The sequence below is a fragment of the Oceanobacillus kapialis genome (genome assembly GCF_044790185.1).
Taxonomy (GTDB): Bacteria; Bacillota; Bacilli; order Bacillales; family Amphibacillaceae; genus Oceanobacillus_B; species Oceanobacillus_B kapialis.
Genome location: NZ_CP085256.1, coordinates 1,810,581 through 1,825,944 on the forward strand (window position 1 = coordinate 1,810,581; position 15,364 = coordinate 1,825,944).

At 39.4% G+C, this 15,364-nt stretch carries 13 protein-coding genes; 9 read left to right on the forward strand and 4 right to left on the reverse strand.

Features of this window, described 5'->3' with window-relative positions; all coding sequences use genetic code 11:
- Window positions 1-32: 32 nt before the first annotated feature.
- From LG273_RS09495 to plsY, 4 genes are all read right to left on the reverse strand, one after another.
- A complete protein-coding gene (locus LG273_RS09495) occupies window positions 33-329 on the reverse strand; it encodes a HesB/YadR/YfhF family protein (protein ID WP_379564001.1) in 297 nt (98 codons plus the stop codon).
- Between the two features lie 20 nt (window positions 330-349).
- On the reverse strand, window positions 350-586 hold the full coding sequence (yidD, locus tag LG273_RS09500) for a membrane protein insertion efficiency factor YidD (protein ID WP_379564003.1): 237 nt from the start codon (window positions 584-586) through the stop codon (window positions 350-352).
- Window positions 587-591: 5 nt separating this feature from the next.
- Window positions 592-1,530, reverse strand: a complete 939-nt coding sequence (folE2, locus tag LG273_RS09505; RefSeq protein WP_404459361.1) for a GTP cyclohydrolase FolE2 — start codon at window positions 1,528-1,530, stop codon at window positions 592-594.
- A gap of 89 nt (window positions 1,531-1,619) precedes the next feature.
- Window positions 1,620-2,201, reverse strand: coding sequence for a glycerol-3-phosphate 1-O-acyltransferase PlsY (plsY, locus tag LG273_RS09510; RefSeq protein WP_379564007.1), 582 nt, complete (start codon window positions 2,199-2,201; stop codon window positions 1,620-1,622).
- Between the two features lie 195 nt (window positions 2,202-2,396).
- Between plsY and LG273_RS09515 the strand changes: the two genes are divergently transcribed.
- The 9 genes from LG273_RS09515 (at window position 2,397) to LG273_RS09555 (ending at window position 15,363) form a co-directional block, all read left to right on the forward strand.
- Complete coding sequence (locus LG273_RS09515) at window positions 2,397-3,470, forward strand: ABC transporter ATP-binding protein (RefSeq protein WP_379564009.1); 1,074 nt, start codon at window positions 2,397-2,399, stop codon at window positions 3,468-3,470.
- Window positions 3,470-4,993, forward strand: a complete 1,524-nt coding sequence (locus tag LG273_RS09520) for an ABC transporter permease/substrate-binding protein (RefSeq protein ID WP_404459363.1) — start codon at window positions 3,470-3,472, stop codon at window positions 4,991-4,993. Before LG273_RS09515 ends, LG273_RS09520 begins: the two co-directional genes overlap by 1 nt.
- A gap of 15 nt (window positions 4,994-5,008) precedes the next feature.
- Complete coding sequence (locus LG273_RS09525; protein WP_404459365.1) at window positions 5,009-5,425, forward strand: CoA-binding protein; 417 nt, start codon at window positions 5,009-5,011, stop codon at window positions 5,423-5,425.
- A gap of 410 nt (window positions 5,426-5,835) precedes the next feature.
- Window positions 5,836-7,794 carry a DNA topoisomerase IV subunit B gene (gene parE, locus LG273_RS09530; protein WP_379564015.1) on the forward strand — a complete coding sequence of 653 codons (1,959 nt, stop codon included), beginning with the start codon at window positions 5,836-5,838 and terminating at the stop codon, window positions 7,792-7,794.
- 18 nt (window positions 7,795-7,812) lie between these two features.
- Window positions 7,813-10,266 carry a DNA topoisomerase IV subunit A gene (parC, locus tag LG273_RS09535; protein ID WP_379564017.1) on the forward strand — a complete coding sequence of 818 codons (2,454 nt, stop codon included), beginning with the start codon at window positions 7,813-7,815 and terminating at the stop codon, window positions 10,264-10,266.
- 224 nt (window positions 10,267-10,490) lie between these two features.
- A complete protein-coding gene (locus LG273_RS09540) occupies window positions 10,491-11,111 on the forward strand; it encodes a TetR/AcrR family transcriptional regulator (protein ID WP_404459368.1) in 621 nt (206 codons plus the stop codon).
- Window positions 11,112-11,192: 81 nt separating this feature from the next.
- Complete coding sequence (locus tag LG273_RS09545; protein WP_404459370.1) at window positions 11,193-12,335, forward strand: acyl-CoA dehydrogenase family protein; 1,143 nt, start codon at window positions 11,193-11,195, stop codon at window positions 12,333-12,335.
- A gap of 26 nt (window positions 12,336-12,361) precedes the next feature.
- Window positions 12,362-14,011 carry an AMP-binding protein gene (locus tag LG273_RS09550; protein ID WP_404459372.1) on the forward strand — a complete coding sequence of 550 codons (1,650 nt, stop codon included), beginning with the start codon at window positions 12,362-12,364 and terminating at the stop codon, window positions 14,009-14,011.
- Window positions 14,008-15,363: an acetyl/propionyl/methylcrotonyl-CoA carboxylase subunit alpha gene (locus tag LG273_RS09555; protein WP_404459374.1), complete on the forward strand. Its 1,356-nt coding sequence runs from the start codon at window positions 14,008-14,010 to the stop codon at window positions 15,361-15,363. The genes LG273_RS09550 and LG273_RS09555 overlap by 4 nt, the downstream gene beginning before the upstream one ends.
- Window position 15,364: the final 1 nt, after the last annotated feature.

A 15,364-nucleotide genomic window follows, 5' to 3' on the forward strand; every position in this document is an offset into this window, starting at 1 on the left:
CAGGAATGCGTATTCTGCTGTTTTTATTTTATTTATTTTACAGTTGTATATTTAAATACTGGTTCGGAAAGCTTATTATTCATTTGTACCTTTAAGTCTTGGTCCTCAAAATACCAAGCATCCTTGCTTTCTATAAAGAAAGTGATCTCTTCTACATTAATAGAAGTGTGGATGTTTTCAGGCTCCTGTTTCGCTACTCCTAGAGAAAATCCAGGTAAATTTCCTCCCACGCCACCATACCGTACATAAAATCGTATCCTACTATTATTCTCTAAATCTAGTTCATCCTTATACCATTTGGCTACCTCTTTGCTAACCTGTAATTTCAATTGATGACCACTCCTTAAAGCTATTTCTTAGTCTTGCGAGGTTTCTTTTCAGGTACTAAGTCAACTCCGCCTTTATGAAGGGGATGACATTTACTAATTCGTTTCACTGTCAGATAAGCCCCTTTTATTGCCCCAAATCGTTTGAAAGCTTCGAGCCCATACTCTGAACAACTAGGATAGAAGCGGCATGTCCTTGGAGTAAAAGGGCTTATTGCCTTGCGGTAAAATGTTATTAAACCGATAAATATATACCTCATTCAGCTTACCTTTGATTTTCATTACGCTTGTCATAGGTGACTGAAGCTATCGCATCATGCATATGAATAGACTCTTCATTTCTACAAGAGACACGGAACTTTTCCACCATCTCCATCTCGTATACATCAGCGGCTACTAAGCGCACCATATCTTCTACAAAGCGAGGGTTTTCGTATGCTTGCTCTGTTACCATCTTTTCATCCGGGCGTTTTAGAACAGGATGTATCCGGGCGCTTGCGTTGCTTTCGGCTGCTTCTAACAGCATGGCCTTCCAATCCCTCTCTTCAGAGGTAATTGTCTCATTAAGCTCTATTTCTATTGTCACAACGCCTCTTTGGTTATGAGCGCTGTATTCACTAATCTCCTTGGAGCAAGGACAAAGTGTTGTAATCAGGGCTGAGAGAGAGGCTTTTAGCGTGTAGCCATTACTAGCGTCATAATTGACCTCCATGGTAATGTCGGTATGATTTAAACCTGCAAGATCACTTTGTGGACCACGGCGCTCAAAAAACCAAGGAAATTTAAGTTCAATGGTTGCATCTTGCTGGTCTAAACGTTCTGCCAATTCTTTAGCGAACCTTTTTAACGTTTGCCACTCTGCTTCAAAAGCCCCTTGGCGATAATAACTACTAAGCTGCTCTGTAAAACGGCTCATGTTTGTCCCTTTGCTCGTTTTATTTAAACTTGTTGAAAAAGATATCGTAGCAATACTGGATTGTTTATTTGGAAGCAGCTCACTTGAGACTGTAATTGGATGCTTCACATTAGCTATACCAACCGCATCCAGGTCAAATAGAAAATCTTTCTTTGTGTTTTGTAAGTCTGCCATTTGATTTTTTTCTACCGGTTTTGTTCTTGGAACAGGTAATACGGAGCCAAATAATTTATGTCTCTCTGCCTTTGATGGCAGTTTTTTAAGTGGGATAAATTTCGTATCGTGCAAAACGCAGTCCCCTTTCTAAATCGTGTATAAATAGTATACGTGAGCACCATTTAAGATTCAATTTATTGGATTTTATCGTAGATGACGTTTTACATCCAAGTGATTTTCGGCTCTGTCTTTTGTCTGATTCGCTTGATGTTCGCCCGATGTCGGTAAATGACAAAGATGGTAAGCAAGGAAGTTACAATAATAAGGCCGGTGTCTTTAAACAGAATAGAACAAATTACGGTGACAAAGCCTGTAATGATCGATGATAAGGAAACATACTTCGACAAGTAAAGGCTCAATAGAAAAGTACTTACCATGATCACAAATAATAATGGGTTGATTCCAAGTATAATTCCACCTGATGTTGCTACTGCCTTACCGCCTTTAAATTTAGCGAATATTGGGTAAGTATGACCAAGTACTGCAAATAATCCAATGATCAGTCGGTAAACATCTGCATCAAATAAAAGCGGAACTAGTGTAGCAACTGTTCCTTTTAAAATATCTGATACTGTAACAATGCTTCCTGCTTTAAAACCAAGAACTCTAAATGTGTTGGTTGCACCGAGATTGCCACTCCCGTGTTCACGAATATCAATGTTATATCCAAGCTTTCCTACAATCAAAGCGGTTGGGATAGAACCTAATAAATATGCAATAATAGCAAATATAATGTAATCCATTCTCATTCCTACTCTCTAATTAGATTAAAGCATTAAAAATATATTTACATTCTAGCATGAAGTACGTAGGGAAAGAACCATTTTTATTATTTTCTAGGGTTAAAGCTAGTAATAAGTAGTTTTATTTGTAGAAGACAGGGTATGCATTAAATAATGGCCGTTATGCCATGTGTATATTTGTAAGGGGGAAAATAGATGATTGAGTTTGATAAAGTACAAAAAATTTACCCGGATGGTACAGAGGCAATTCGGGAATTCTCCTTGAAAGTAGAGGAAGGGGAAATTGTGACCTTAATTGGTCCGAGTGGATGCGGTAAGACTACTGCAATGAAGATGGTAAACCGTTTAATTGAACCTACCGCTGGTGATATCTACATAAATGAGCGGAAAGTAAATTCCTATAATATCCATGAACTCAGATGGAATATCGGATATGTTCTTCAGGAAATTGCGTTATTCCCACATATGACGATTGGCGAAAACATCTCTGTCGTACCCGAAATGAAAAAGTGGAAGCGTAAGAAAATAAGAACAAGAATCGATGAATTATTAGAAATGGTTGGATTAGATCCAAGCACGTATCAAAAACGGTTGCCAAGAGAGCTCTCTGGTGGCCAGCAGCAACGTATTGGGGTTGTACGCGCTCTCGCTGCTGACCCTGATATTATCTTAATGGATGAGCCATTTAGTGCGCTCGATCCAATCAGCAGAGAACAGTTGCAATCAGACATAAAGACACTGCAAAAGGAAATAAAGAAAACTATTTTATTTGTAACACATGATATGGATGAAGCAATGGCACTTGGAGATAGAGTGTGTTTAATGAAAGACGGAGAGGTTGTCCAGTTTGATACGCCACAGCAACTTATATTAAATCCAAAGACTGACTTTGTGAAGGACTTTATTGGTGAAAGAAAATCTCCATGGCAAACAGCTGTTGATGTTATATGTGACCCAACACCAGGTCATGTGCTAACAGCTTCTGCCTATGAAACAGGGGATTTTGATCACCGTTCCACTTATATACTTACGGATGCGTCCAACATGTATCAGGGGTTAATTCAACAAGGTGACTTAAAGCAGGATAATGTAGTGACGTTAGAAAATGATCTGCCGCTATATAAGGCAGCTAGTATGATATACGAGCATGAGAGCCAGCAACTCTTTCCTGTTATCAAACAAGGAAGACTCATTGGCGTAATAAGCAACAAAATTATTCTAGAATACTTAAGAAGTAAAACGACTATGGAAAACGGGGTGGTTCAATAATGCAGGAATTTATCACCGTTTTTCAGGACAGAAGAGGACAATTGCTCGAAACACTTTGGGAGCATTTGCAAATATCTTTACTAAGCTTGCTCATTGCTATACTTATTGCTGTACCCCTTGGACTAATCCTTACAAGATTTCGCCGTATTGCAGAACCAATAATAGGTGTATCAGCGGTTTTACAAACTATTCCGAGCTTAGCTGTATTGGCATTCCTTATTCCATTTTTAGGCATAGGTAAAATACCTGCCATTATAGCCTTAACGGCTTACGGACTATTACCCATTTTACGAAATAGTTATACCGGGATTGTTGGAGTAGATCCTGCACTTAAGGAAGCAGCTATTGGGATGGGCATGAACTCGTTTAAGCGTCTTTCAAAAGTAGAGTTACCAATTGCCATGCCAATTATTATGGCAGGGATTCGTACCTCCATGGTTCTTATAGTGGGTACTACAACCATAGCCGCTTTAATTGGGGCAGGTGGGTTAGGAGAGCTGATTCTATTAGGAATTGACCGAGGAGCAGACCTTAACTTAATTTTATTAGGTGCTATTCCAGCAGCTTTACTTGCTATTATACTTGATATCATACTCCGTGGTTTTGAGCATATCTCGAAAAGAGCTGGATTTAAATCCTTCGTTATAATGTTAGTTATAGCGGCACTCGTTGTTACAACACCATTTATATTCAATGGTTCTCAACGTACAGATTTAGTTATTGGCGGGAAGCTCGGCTCAGAACCAGCAATTTTAGCTAATATGTATAAGTTATTAATTGAAGAAGATACGGATTTAAATGTTGGATTAGAGACAGGACTAGGAAAAACTGCCTTTGTATTTAGTGCCTTAAAAAATGGTAGTATTGATATCTACCCGGAATTCACAGGAACCGCGATCGTAACGCATCTTGAAACTGAAGCAGAAAGTAATGACGCACAAGAAGTGTATCAACAAGCAAAAAGTGGCATGAATGAAAGGTACGATATGGCCTTTTTACAGCCAATGTCGTTTAATAACACATACGCAGTAGCAACCACACAAGAATTGGCTGAGCAATATAATCTTGAAACAATAGGGGACTTGCGTGCCGTAGAAGACCAGTTGACAGCTGGCTTTACATTGGAGTTTCATGACCGTTATGATGGATATGTAGGCATGCAGGATGTCTATAATATAAATTTCAATAATGTGCGAACAATGGAACCGGGAATTAGGCAAGACGCTCTTGCAAATGGGGAAGTCGATATTATCGATGCATACGCAACGGATAGTTATATGGTAGAATTAAATCTTGTCACCTTAGATGATCCAGAGAACTTATTCCCACCATACCAAGGAGCTCCTTTATTACGAAATGAAACGTTAGAGGAATATCCCGAATTAGAAGAAATTCTTAATCAGCTTGGTGGAAAAATAACTGACGAAAAAATGCGGCAGATGAATTATGAGGTAGATTATGAAGATCGCTCTCCAAGCCAAGTAGCAGAAGATTATTTACGAAGTGAAGGCTTAATTGAATAACAGGAGGTAGGAATAATGGCTTGGGAAAATCCATCCAATGAAGAAATAAAACAACTTTTAACAGAAGCGAAAACGATAGCCGTTGTAGGACTTTCCGATAACCCTGATCGAACATCGTATCAGATTTCCGCAGCAATGCAGAAACAAGGATATCGAATTATTCCGGTGAATCCAACCGTTCAGGAAGTTCTAGGTGAAAAAGCATATTCTTCATTACTTGAGGTCCCTGAAAGTATTGATATCATTAATGTGTTTAGAAGGCCCGAACATTTACCAGCAATTGCAGAAGAGGCAGCTCAAACAGATTGCAATGTTTTTTGGACACAGCAAGGGATTGTTAATCAAGAAGCCTATGATTATTTAAAAAAGAAAGACTTTATCGTTATAATGGACTTATGTATCAAAGTAGTACATGCCGTTTTGGTAAAGTAATAACATTTAATGGGATGGTGTCCAAGGATGCCATCCCTTTTACTGGTCTTCTGGGGTAATATGAACGCCTGCTTCATGCTTCATCTATACAAGCTGAATTCTTTTATAGTATACTTAATTACATGTTTTAAATGGGATAAGAGCAAGTCTTGCAATATGGACAATTCATATAAGGAATGCATCTGTTGAAAAGCTTAACACAGTAAGGTTTTCTTTATAGCCTTTACAAAATCAAAACATCTGTTCTATCATAGTATTTACATATGTTACATGAGCTCGTGTTTTATGAATAAGCATTAATTTTACTCTTGAAACTAGTATGATTTGATGAAATTTAGAAGTTCTAGGAAAAACATACATATTGCGAAAAGAAGCAACGACAGGTTTTTCTAAGAAAGGAGATAAGTAATTTGAGTAAGCAACCATTACAATATAGTGATGATTCAATTCAAGTGCTAGAAGGTCTTGAAGCAGTTCGAAAACGACCTGGTATGTATATCGGTAGCACAGATACGCGAGGATTACACCATCTAGTATTTGAAATTGTAGATAACGCAGTAGATGAAGCACTGGCCGGGTATGGGAATACCATTAAGGTTACAGTGCATCACGATAACAGCATATCCGTGGAGGATAATGGAAGAGGGATTCCAACTGGTATGCACAGTACTGGAAAACCGACAACAGAAGTCATTTTTACCGTGTTACATGCTGGAGGTAAGTTTGGACAGGGTGGATACAAAACAAGTGGAGGATTGCATGGCGTGGGAGCCTCAGTTGTAAATGCGCTCTCCGAATGGCTTGAAGTTACCATTCACCGTGACGGAAATACGTATTATCAGCGATTTGAAAATGGCGGCAAGCCAGTTGGATCCCTTGAGAAAAAGGGACCAACAAGAAAAAAAGGCTCCACTATTCATTTCAAGCCTGATCCTAGTATTTTTTCCGTGACGGTATATGATCATGAAACATTATCCGAACGATTACGCGAAGCAGCCTTTTTATTAAAAGGGCTAACCATTCAATTGATCGATCAGCGTCAAGATACAAAAGAGGTCTTTGAATATCCAGATGGTCTAGAGTCGTTCGTCGGATATTTGAACGAAGAGAAGGATACACTTCACCCGGTGGTATCGTTCGAAGGAGAACAGCAAGAAATTGAAGTAGAGTTTGCGTTCCAATTTAATGATGGTTATGCAGAGAGTATGCTCTCCTTTGTTAACCATGTTAGAACACGAGACGGTGGAACGCATGAATCAGGAGCAAGAGCTGCCATTACCAGAACTTTTAATGAGTATGCAAGACGTAACAACCTTCTAAAAGAGAAAGAAAAAAATCTGGAAGGCACTGATATAAGAGAAGGTTTTACAGCAGTTGTCTCTGTCCGGGTGCCAGAAGAATTATTACAATTTGAAGGGCAAACAAAAGGCAAATTAGGTACCTCTGAAGCACGATCAGCAGTTGATGGCGTCGTCTCAGAAAAGCTGGCCTACTTTCTTCAAGAAAACCCGGAAGTATCCAATCAGCTGATACGAAAGTCGATAAAAGCAAAAGAAGCGCGTGAAGCTGCGAGAAGAGCACGAGATGAAGCGCGTTCAGGGAAGAAAAAACGCAGAAAAGATACCCTATTAAGCGGAAAACTCACACCTGCCCAATCAAAAAATCCTAAACGAAATGAGTTATATCTTGTGGAGGGTGATTCAGCAGGCGGTTCTGCAAAACAAGGAAGAGATCGTAAGTTCCAAGCTGTACTGCCACTTCGCGGAAAGGTAATTAATACCGAAAAAGCAAAACTTCAGGATGTTTTTAAAAACGAAGAAATCTCTACTATCATTCATACCATTGGTGCAGGGGTAGGGGGAGATTTTGATTTGGAAGATGTGCAATATGACAAAATCGTGATCATGACAGATGCTGATACAGATGGGGCACATATCCAAGTTCTACTTCTAACATTCTTTTATCGCTATATGCGCCAGTTAGTTGAGTCTGGAAAAATCTACATCGCTCTTCCACCCCTTTTTAAGATCTCGAAAGGTAAAGGAAAAAAAGAGAAAATTGTATATGCCTGGGACGAAGCAGAAATGAAAAAAGCGGTCGCTGAGTTTAAAAATGGCTATATGATCCAGCGTTACAAAGGACTTGGTGAGATGAACGCTGAACAGCTATGGGAAACAACCATGAATCCTGATACTCGGACTTTAATCCGTGTAACACTCGAGGATCTGGCGAGAGCAGAACGCAGAGTTACAACCTTAATGGGAGATAAAGTAGAACCAAGAAGAAAATGGATTGAAGGTCATGTAGAGTTTGGCCTTCAGGAAGATTCCAACATTCTAGAAAATGAACGAATACATGAAGAAAGCTAAGAAATAGGGGGACTTCATATGTCACAACCGGAAACCTTCCTGGACCTTCCATTAGAAGAAGTGATCGGTGACAGATTTGGAAGGTACAGTAAATATATTATTCAAGACAGGGCATTACCAGATGCACGTGATGGTTTAAAACCAGTACAACGGCGTATTCTTTATGCCATGCATGTAGAAAAAAATACTTTTGAAAAAAACTTCCGTAAATCTGCTAAAACGGTAGGTACGGTAATTGGGAATTATCATCCACATGGCGATTCTTCGGTGTATGAAGCAATGGTTCGACTCAGCCAGGAATGGAAGATGCGAAATGTGCTTGTAGAGATGCATGGAAATAATGGAAGTATTGATGGTGATCCACCAGCTGCAATGCGTTATACCGAGGCTAGACTATCTAGTATTTCATCGGAATTATTACGGGATATTGATAAAGAGACCGTAGACTTTGTTCCAAACTTTGATGATACGATTGAGGAACCTGTTGTCCTGCCTGCGAAATTTCCCAACTTGTTGGTGAATGGTTCGACAGGTATTTCTGCAGGTTATGCTACTGACATACCACCACATAACCTTGAAGAAGTGATTGATGCCGTTATCATGAAAATTGATAAACCAGATACTACGGTAGATAATCTTATGCAAGTAATAAACGGGCCAGATTTCCCGACAGGCGGTATTATTCAAGGTGTGGAAGGAATAAAGAAAGCTTATGAGACTGGCAGAGGTAAAATTATCGTCCGTGCCAAAACTTCCATAGAAGAAATTCGCGGTAATCGCCAACAAATTGTGATAGACGAAATTCCTTATGAAGTTAACAAAGCTAATATGGTAAAGAAAATTGATGAGCTTCGCATAGATCGTAAGGTAGAGGGAATCGCCGAGGTCCGTGATGAGACAGACCGTACTGGACTCCGTGTCGTGGTGGAGCTAAAAAAAGATGTAAACAGTGAAGGGATTTTGAATTTCCTTTTTAAGAATACGGACTTACAAGTGACTTACCATTTTAACATGGTAGCAATACAAGATAAGACTCCAAAACTTCTATCACTTCCACAAATGCTGGATGCCTATATAAAGCATCAGAAGGAAGTTGTCACAAGACAAACCAATTTTGATTTACGAAAAGCAAAAGATCGTGCCCATATTGTAGAAGGCCTTATAAAGGCGATCTCTATTTTAGATGAGTTGATTGCCACAATCCGAGCTTCAAAAGACAAGCAAGATGCCAAACAGCGTATTATTGCAAGCTACGACTTTTCTGAAGCACAAGCAGAAGCGATTGTAATGCTACAGTTGTATCGTTTAACGAATACTGACATTACCTCATTAGAAAAAGAAGCTGATGAACTTCGTAAAAATATAACAGAACTAGAATCAATTCTACAAAACGAGAAAAAGCTTCTGCAGACTATTAAGAAAGATTTAAGGCAAATCAAAAAGACCTTCTCCACTTCAAGGAGAACGTTAATAGAAGATAAAATTGAAGAATTGAAAATAAACATAGAAGTAATGGTGGCAAGTGAAGATGTGCTTGTGTCGGTTACAAAAGACGGCTATATTAAGCGGACGAGCTTGCGGTCGTATGCTGCATCTAACGGGGAAGACCTGGCAATTAAAGAGGAAGATCATCTAGTTGGATTAATTGAATTAAATACAACGGATAAGGTGCTCTTGTTCACAAATAAAGGAAAATATTTGCCTATTCCCGTGCATGAGCTTCCCGATATTCGGTGGAAGGATATTGGACAGCATATTTCTAGCATTGCATCCATTGATAAAGATGAGAGAATTATTCAGGTGTTACCAATTCGTGATTTTTCAAAGGAACATTATCTGCTATTCTTTACGAAAAATGGAATGATCAAACGGAGTGAACTCTCATTATACGATTCTCAACGTTTTTCTAAAGCATTAATAGCCCTAAACCTGAAAAAAGATGACGAAGTAGTGAATGTTTACCAAACCAATGGACATGCTGATATATTTCTTGCCTCCAATAAAGGTTATGGTCTTTGGTATCACGAATCGGACGTTACAGTTGTTGGGCAACGGGCCGCCGGGGTTAAAGCAATCCAACTAAAAGAAGAAGAATCTGTCGTAAATGGCCAAGTATTTGATGATATGGCAGCACCATCGCTCGCAGTTATTACACAACGTGGCGCATGCAAACGCATGAAGCTGCAGGAGTTTGAAAAGACAAGCAGAGCAAAACGCGGTTTACTTATGCTCAGGGAATTGAAGAGCAAGCCTCACCGAATCAAAGGATTTTTTGTGGTGGATGAAGAAGACACCATCTGTTATAAAACGACAAATGGTAAAACACATCAGGTTTACCCACTTTCATTATCTACCAGTGACCGATATAGCAACGGTTCGTTTGTAATCGATGCCGATCATGAAGGTGAAGTTGTAGAAGCATGGAAGCAAGCAGCATATAGGAAGCCATTTGAGGATCAAAGCGATTCGTAACGTGATGTCATTGCTTAGGATTTTTTGTAGCCTATTATAGGGGTTTTACCAGCTGCTTAGTAATACTTTTCATACAACAAGTAAAAACCGGACCAGATTAAATTTTATTAATCTAGTCCGGTTTTTTTAAGTGTATTGTCATACACATTTCAGACCACTAAATAAAAAAAGAATAATGTAAACGCTTTCTATAATCAGAAAAATATGATAAGGTTTACTTAAGAATGGAAGGAGGGGTTATAACGGACTTAAGAAAACGGATTATACAATCATCCTTGCTTTTATTTGAGGAAGACGGCTTTCATGGGGTAACAGTCAGGCAAATTGTCGAGAAAGCTGGCACATCAAAGGGTGGTTTTTATCACCATTTTTCTTCCAAAGACGAATTGCTGTTTGTTATTCACGATACCTTCATATCATATGTATTGGAAAAGGCTTCTATCGCCAATGCCACACATACGTCACCAACGAGCAAACTTCGAGCTATCATCAAAGATTTTGTAAAGGTTTTTGATCTTTACAAACCACATATCACGGTATTTTACCAGGAAAATAAGTATTTAAAACCACATTATGCAAAGCTTATTAATCAGAAACGAGACACCTATAAGGAAATGATCATACAAGCAATAAGAGATGGAAAAGAAGCAGGTGAATTTCGAAAAGATCTTTCTGTGGAAATTACCAGTATGGCCATACTTGGCATGGTGAATTGGACATACAAATGGTATAAGCAATCAGGGGAAAAGTCGATCAATGAAATAGGTGATATTTTTGTGGATCTAATATTGCGGTCGGTAGTATATCCTGAAAGAATAACGGCTTCTTTGCAGGAATTGTTTTAAAACAGAAACTGGCTGCATACTTTTTTATTAGGCTAAACAGACCAACCAGTCGGTCTGAACATCCATTCAAGGGGGTCTATTATGAATTTTGAATTAACAAAGGAACAATCCATGATTAAAAAAATGGTGAAGGATTTTGCTGAGGAAGTGGTACGGCCTCGTGCAATACAGATTGATGAGACAGCAACGTTTCCTCTCGATATCTTTAAGCAAATGGGTGAACTGGGGCTACTTGGCATCCCTTTTCCCGAAGAGATAGGCGGTTCTGGTGGGGATACACTTTCATATGCCCTTGCTGTTGAGGAAATAGGCCGTGTATGTGGAAGCACTGGGTTAAGTTATGCAGCAGCTGTTTCTTTAGGTGCAAGTCCCATTTATTATTTTGGAACAGAGGAACAGAAAGATCAATTTTTGAAACCGCTTGCAAAAGGCGAAGCACTTGGTTCCTTTGGATTGACTGAGCCAAATGCAGGTTCGGATGCTGGTGGCACGAAAACCACTGCCGTTGTCGATGGAGATGACTTCATTATTAACGGAGAAAAATGTTTTATCACAAATGCTAGCTTTGCAAAAACACTCATCGTAACAGCTGTTACAGGAAAACAAGAAAATGGAAAACATATTATCTCTGCCATTATTGTGCCTACGGATACAAAGGGAGTTTCTATTACGAGTGAATACAAAAAGATGGGAGTAAGAGGGTCAGATACTGCAGAAATTGTACTGACTGACGTACGTGTCCCACGAGCAAATTTACTTGGTGACCCCAATAAAGGATTCAAGCAGTTTTTGTATACCCTTGATGGGGGAAGGATTTCCATCGCAGCTTTAGGGGTAGGAATCGCGCAAGGTGCTTTGGACAAAGCCTTAAGCTATGCAAAAGAAAGAAAGCAATTTGGAAAAACAATCTCCAGTTTCCAGGCAATTCAATTTAAACTTGCAGACATGGCAATGGAAATTGAATTGGCGCGAAACATGGTCCATAAAGCAGCCTGGTTGAAAGATAGCGAGAAAGCATTTAGTAAAGAAGCAGCTTTTGCAAAATTGTATGCAACCGAAACAGCTTTTCGTGCGGCAAATCAAGCAATTCAAATACATGGTGGTTATGGGTACATGCGGGAGTATGAAGTGGAAAGGTATTTACGTGATGCAAAACTTTTAGAAATTGGGGAAGGTACATCGGAAATTCAACGGCTCGTCATTGCAAGACAGCTAGGCTGCTAGTTTAGAAACAATGGGAGGGAAAGTTTATGGGGCTAATGTCATTAACCGTTGGTGAACTTTTGGAAAAGCAAGTAAATGAGAACCCCCATCATGAAGCAGTAGTCTATCCAGAATTAAATTTTCGCAAAACCTATCAAGCTTTTAATGAGATGGTAGATGAGGCAGCAAAAGGTTTCATGGCTCTCGGGATTGAAAAGGGCGATCATGTCGCGATATGGGCGGATAATAAACCAGAATGGCTTGTGTCACAATTTGCTACAGCAAAAATTGGAGCCGTACTTGTGACTGTTAATACGAATTATCAAGCGATGGAGCTTGAATACCTATTAAAACAATCCGATACCAAGACACTAATTTTAGCACCATCTTATAAAGGGACTTCTTACTTAGATATTTTACAAAAGGTTTGCCCGGAGCTAGAGACCAGTGATAAAGGCAGCTTTTATTCGGAAAATCTTCCAAACTTAAAAAATATTATCGTCTTAGATGAAGATACACGGCCCTATGCATTCACCTGGAACGAGATTCTCAATAAACGAGTGGAGGTAAGTTCACAGGATTTAAAAGAGCGAAGTGTTTCATTGGATCCTTTTGATGTGATTAACATGCAGTATACTTCTGGGACGACAGGCTTTCCTAAAGGAGTCATGCTTACTCATCACAATATAGTAAACAATGGTAACCAAATTGCCGATTGCATGGAGTTTACGCCAGCTGATCGATTGTGTATTCCGGTACCTTTCTTTCATTGCTTTGGTTGTGTGCTTGGCATATTGGCTGCGGTGTCAAAGGGAACTACTATGGTCGTGTTAGAGCAGTTTGATCCAGTTGGTGTTCTAAAGGCTGTAGAAGCAGAGAAATGTACGGCTTTACATGGGGTGCCAACAATGTTCATTGCGGAACTCAACCATCCTGATTTTGCTAATTATAATGTTTCATCACTACGCACTGGTATTATGGCAGGTTCTACATGTCCAATGGAAGTGATGACAAATGTAATGGAAAAAATGGGTGCTAGTGAGATTACGATTGTTTATGGACAGACGGAATCCTCTCCGGCTATTACCCAAACGAGAACAAATGACCCGATTGAAAGAAAGGTAAGCACTGTTGGCAAGCCACATCCAAATGTAGAAGTGAAGGTGGTAATTCCTGGTACAACTAAGGAACAGACGAGAGGAGTACCAGGTGAGTTACTCACAAGAGGGTACCATGTGATGAAAGGTTATTACAAAAATCCTGAAGCGACTTCAGAAGCAATTGATGAAGATGGGTGGCTGCATACAGGAGATCTTGCCGTACAGCATGAAAATGACTATTTAGAAATCACCGGCAGAATTAAAGATATGATCATCCGTGGAGGGGAAAATATTTATCCTCGAGAAATTGAGGAGTTTCTATACCAGCACCCCGCCGTCTTAGACGTGCAAGTCGTTGGGATACCTGACGAGAAATACGGAGAAGAAATACTTGCTTCAATTATCCTTAAGGACACAAGCAGTATGAAAGCAGAAGAGATTAGAGAGTATTGTAAAGGCAATATTGCCAGACATAAAATCCCACGATATGTTCAATTTGTTTCGTCCTACCCCATGACTGCCAGCGGAAAAATACAGAAGTTTAAGTTGAGGGAGGATGCAGTGAAAAAACTTGACGCAATAGGAGAGATTCCATGATAAAAAAAATACTGATCGCAAACAGGGGAGAAATTGCAGTAAGAATCATCCGTACATGTAAGAAAATGAACATCGGGACTGTCGCAGTATATTCAGAAGCTGATCAGAAAGCAGACTTTGTAAAAATGGCAGATGAAAGCTATTTAATTGGCCCACCTAGAGTTAATGAAAGTTATTTGAATGCTGAAAAGATTCTCGCTGTCGCAAAACAAGCGAACGCAAATGCGATCCATCCCGGGTACGGTTTTCTAAGTGAGAGCGATGTTTTTGCAGAACAATGCGAAAAAGAAGGCATTATTTTTATTGGTCCTAAAGCATCGGTAATCAGACAAATGGGTAGCAAAATTTTAGCAAGGCAGATAATGGAAAAAGCTGGTGTGCCTACCATCCCTGGAACGAAAGAGGCAGTAAGTACTTCAGAGGAGGCAATAAAGTCTGCAGAGCATATCGGATATCCGATTATGCTTAAAGCGTCTGCAGGTGGAGGCGGTATTGGCATGCAAGTTGTCAACTCTGACGAAGAGCTGATACAAGCTTTTGAAAGTAACACAAAACGCGCCAAGACGTTTTTTGGTAATGGTGATATGTTTATGGAGAAAAAACTTGAAAATGCAAGGCATATCGAAGTACAGCTACTCGCGGATAGTCATGGAAATGTTCTTCATTTATTTGAACGGGATTGCTCTATCCAGCGACGGAATCAAAAAGTAGTGGAAGAAGCACCTTCTACCTTTATTTCTGAGGACACGAGAAAGCAGATGGCAGAAGCCTCTATTAATGCTGCCAAGGAACTAAGCTATACGAGTGCAGGCACCATTGAGTTTCTTGTCGACGCAGAAGAAAACTTTTATTTCTTGGAAATGAATACACGCATTCAAGTAGAACATCCAGTTACAGAAGAAATTACAGGTATCGACATTGTAGAAAAACAAATTCAAATTGCTGCTGGTGAGCGCCTACCTATCTCACAAGCAGATATTCTAATGAACGGGCATGCCATTGAAGTAAGGGTTTATGCAGAAGATCCTCATACATTCTACCCTTCACCGGGGCATGTAAATGAAGTGGTATTTCCAAAGGGAGAACATATTCGAAACGAACCAGCTATTACTTCAGAATGTGATGTCACACCATTTTATGACCCGATGATTGCCAAACTGATTGTTCATGGAACAAATAGAAAAGATGCAATTTCAAAACTTACAGAAGCTTTAAAGACCTATAAAGTAGATGGTATCAAAACAAATTTACCAATGCTACAGCGCATCGTAACGAACGAGACGTTTAAAGAAGGTAATGTTACCACCGCATTTATTCAGGAACATTATGTACCTACAATTAAAGTAAAATAAG

What these genes read in the sequence shown, in the direction of transcription:
- LG273_RS09525 (WP_404459365.1), top strand. Translation starts at nt 5,009, where the DNA reads ATGGCTTGGGAAAATCCATCCAATGAAGAAATAAAACAACTTTTAACA.
- LG273_RS09545 (WP_404459370.1), top strand. Translation starts at nt 11,193, where the DNA reads ATGAATTTTGAATTAACAAAGGAACAATCCATGATTAAAAAAATGGTG.
- LG273_RS09520 (WP_404459363.1), top strand. Translation starts at nt 3,470, where the DNA reads ATGCAGGAATTTATCACCGTTTTTCAGGACAGAAGAGGACAATTGCTC.
- parC (WP_379564017.1), top strand. Translation starts at nt 7,813, where the DNA reads ATGTCACAACCGGAAACCTTCCTGGACCTTCCATTAGAAGAAGTGATC.
- plsY (WP_379564007.1), bottom strand. Translation starts at nt 2,201, where the DNA reads ATGGATTACATTATATTTGCTATTATTGCATATTTATTAGGTTCTATC.
- LG273_RS09555 (WP_404459374.1), top strand. Translation starts at nt 14,008, where the DNA reads ATGATAAAAAAAATACTGATCGCAAACAGGGGAGAAATTGCAGTAAGA.
- LG273_RS09540 (WP_404459368.1), top strand. Translation starts at nt 10,491, where the DNA reads ATGGAAGGAGGGGTTATAACGGACTTAAGAAAACGGATTATACAATCA.
- yidD (WP_379564003.1), bottom strand. Translation starts at nt 586, where the DNA reads ATGAGGTATATATTTATCGGTTTAATAACATTTTACCGCAAGGCAATA.
- LG273_RS09515 (WP_379564009.1), top strand. Translation starts at nt 2,397, where the DNA reads ATGATTGAGTTTGATAAAGTACAAAAAATTTACCCGGATGGTACAGAG.
- LG273_RS09550 (WP_404459372.1), top strand. Translation starts at nt 12,362, where the DNA reads ATGGGGCTAATGTCATTAACCGTTGGTGAACTTTTGGAAAAGCAAGTA.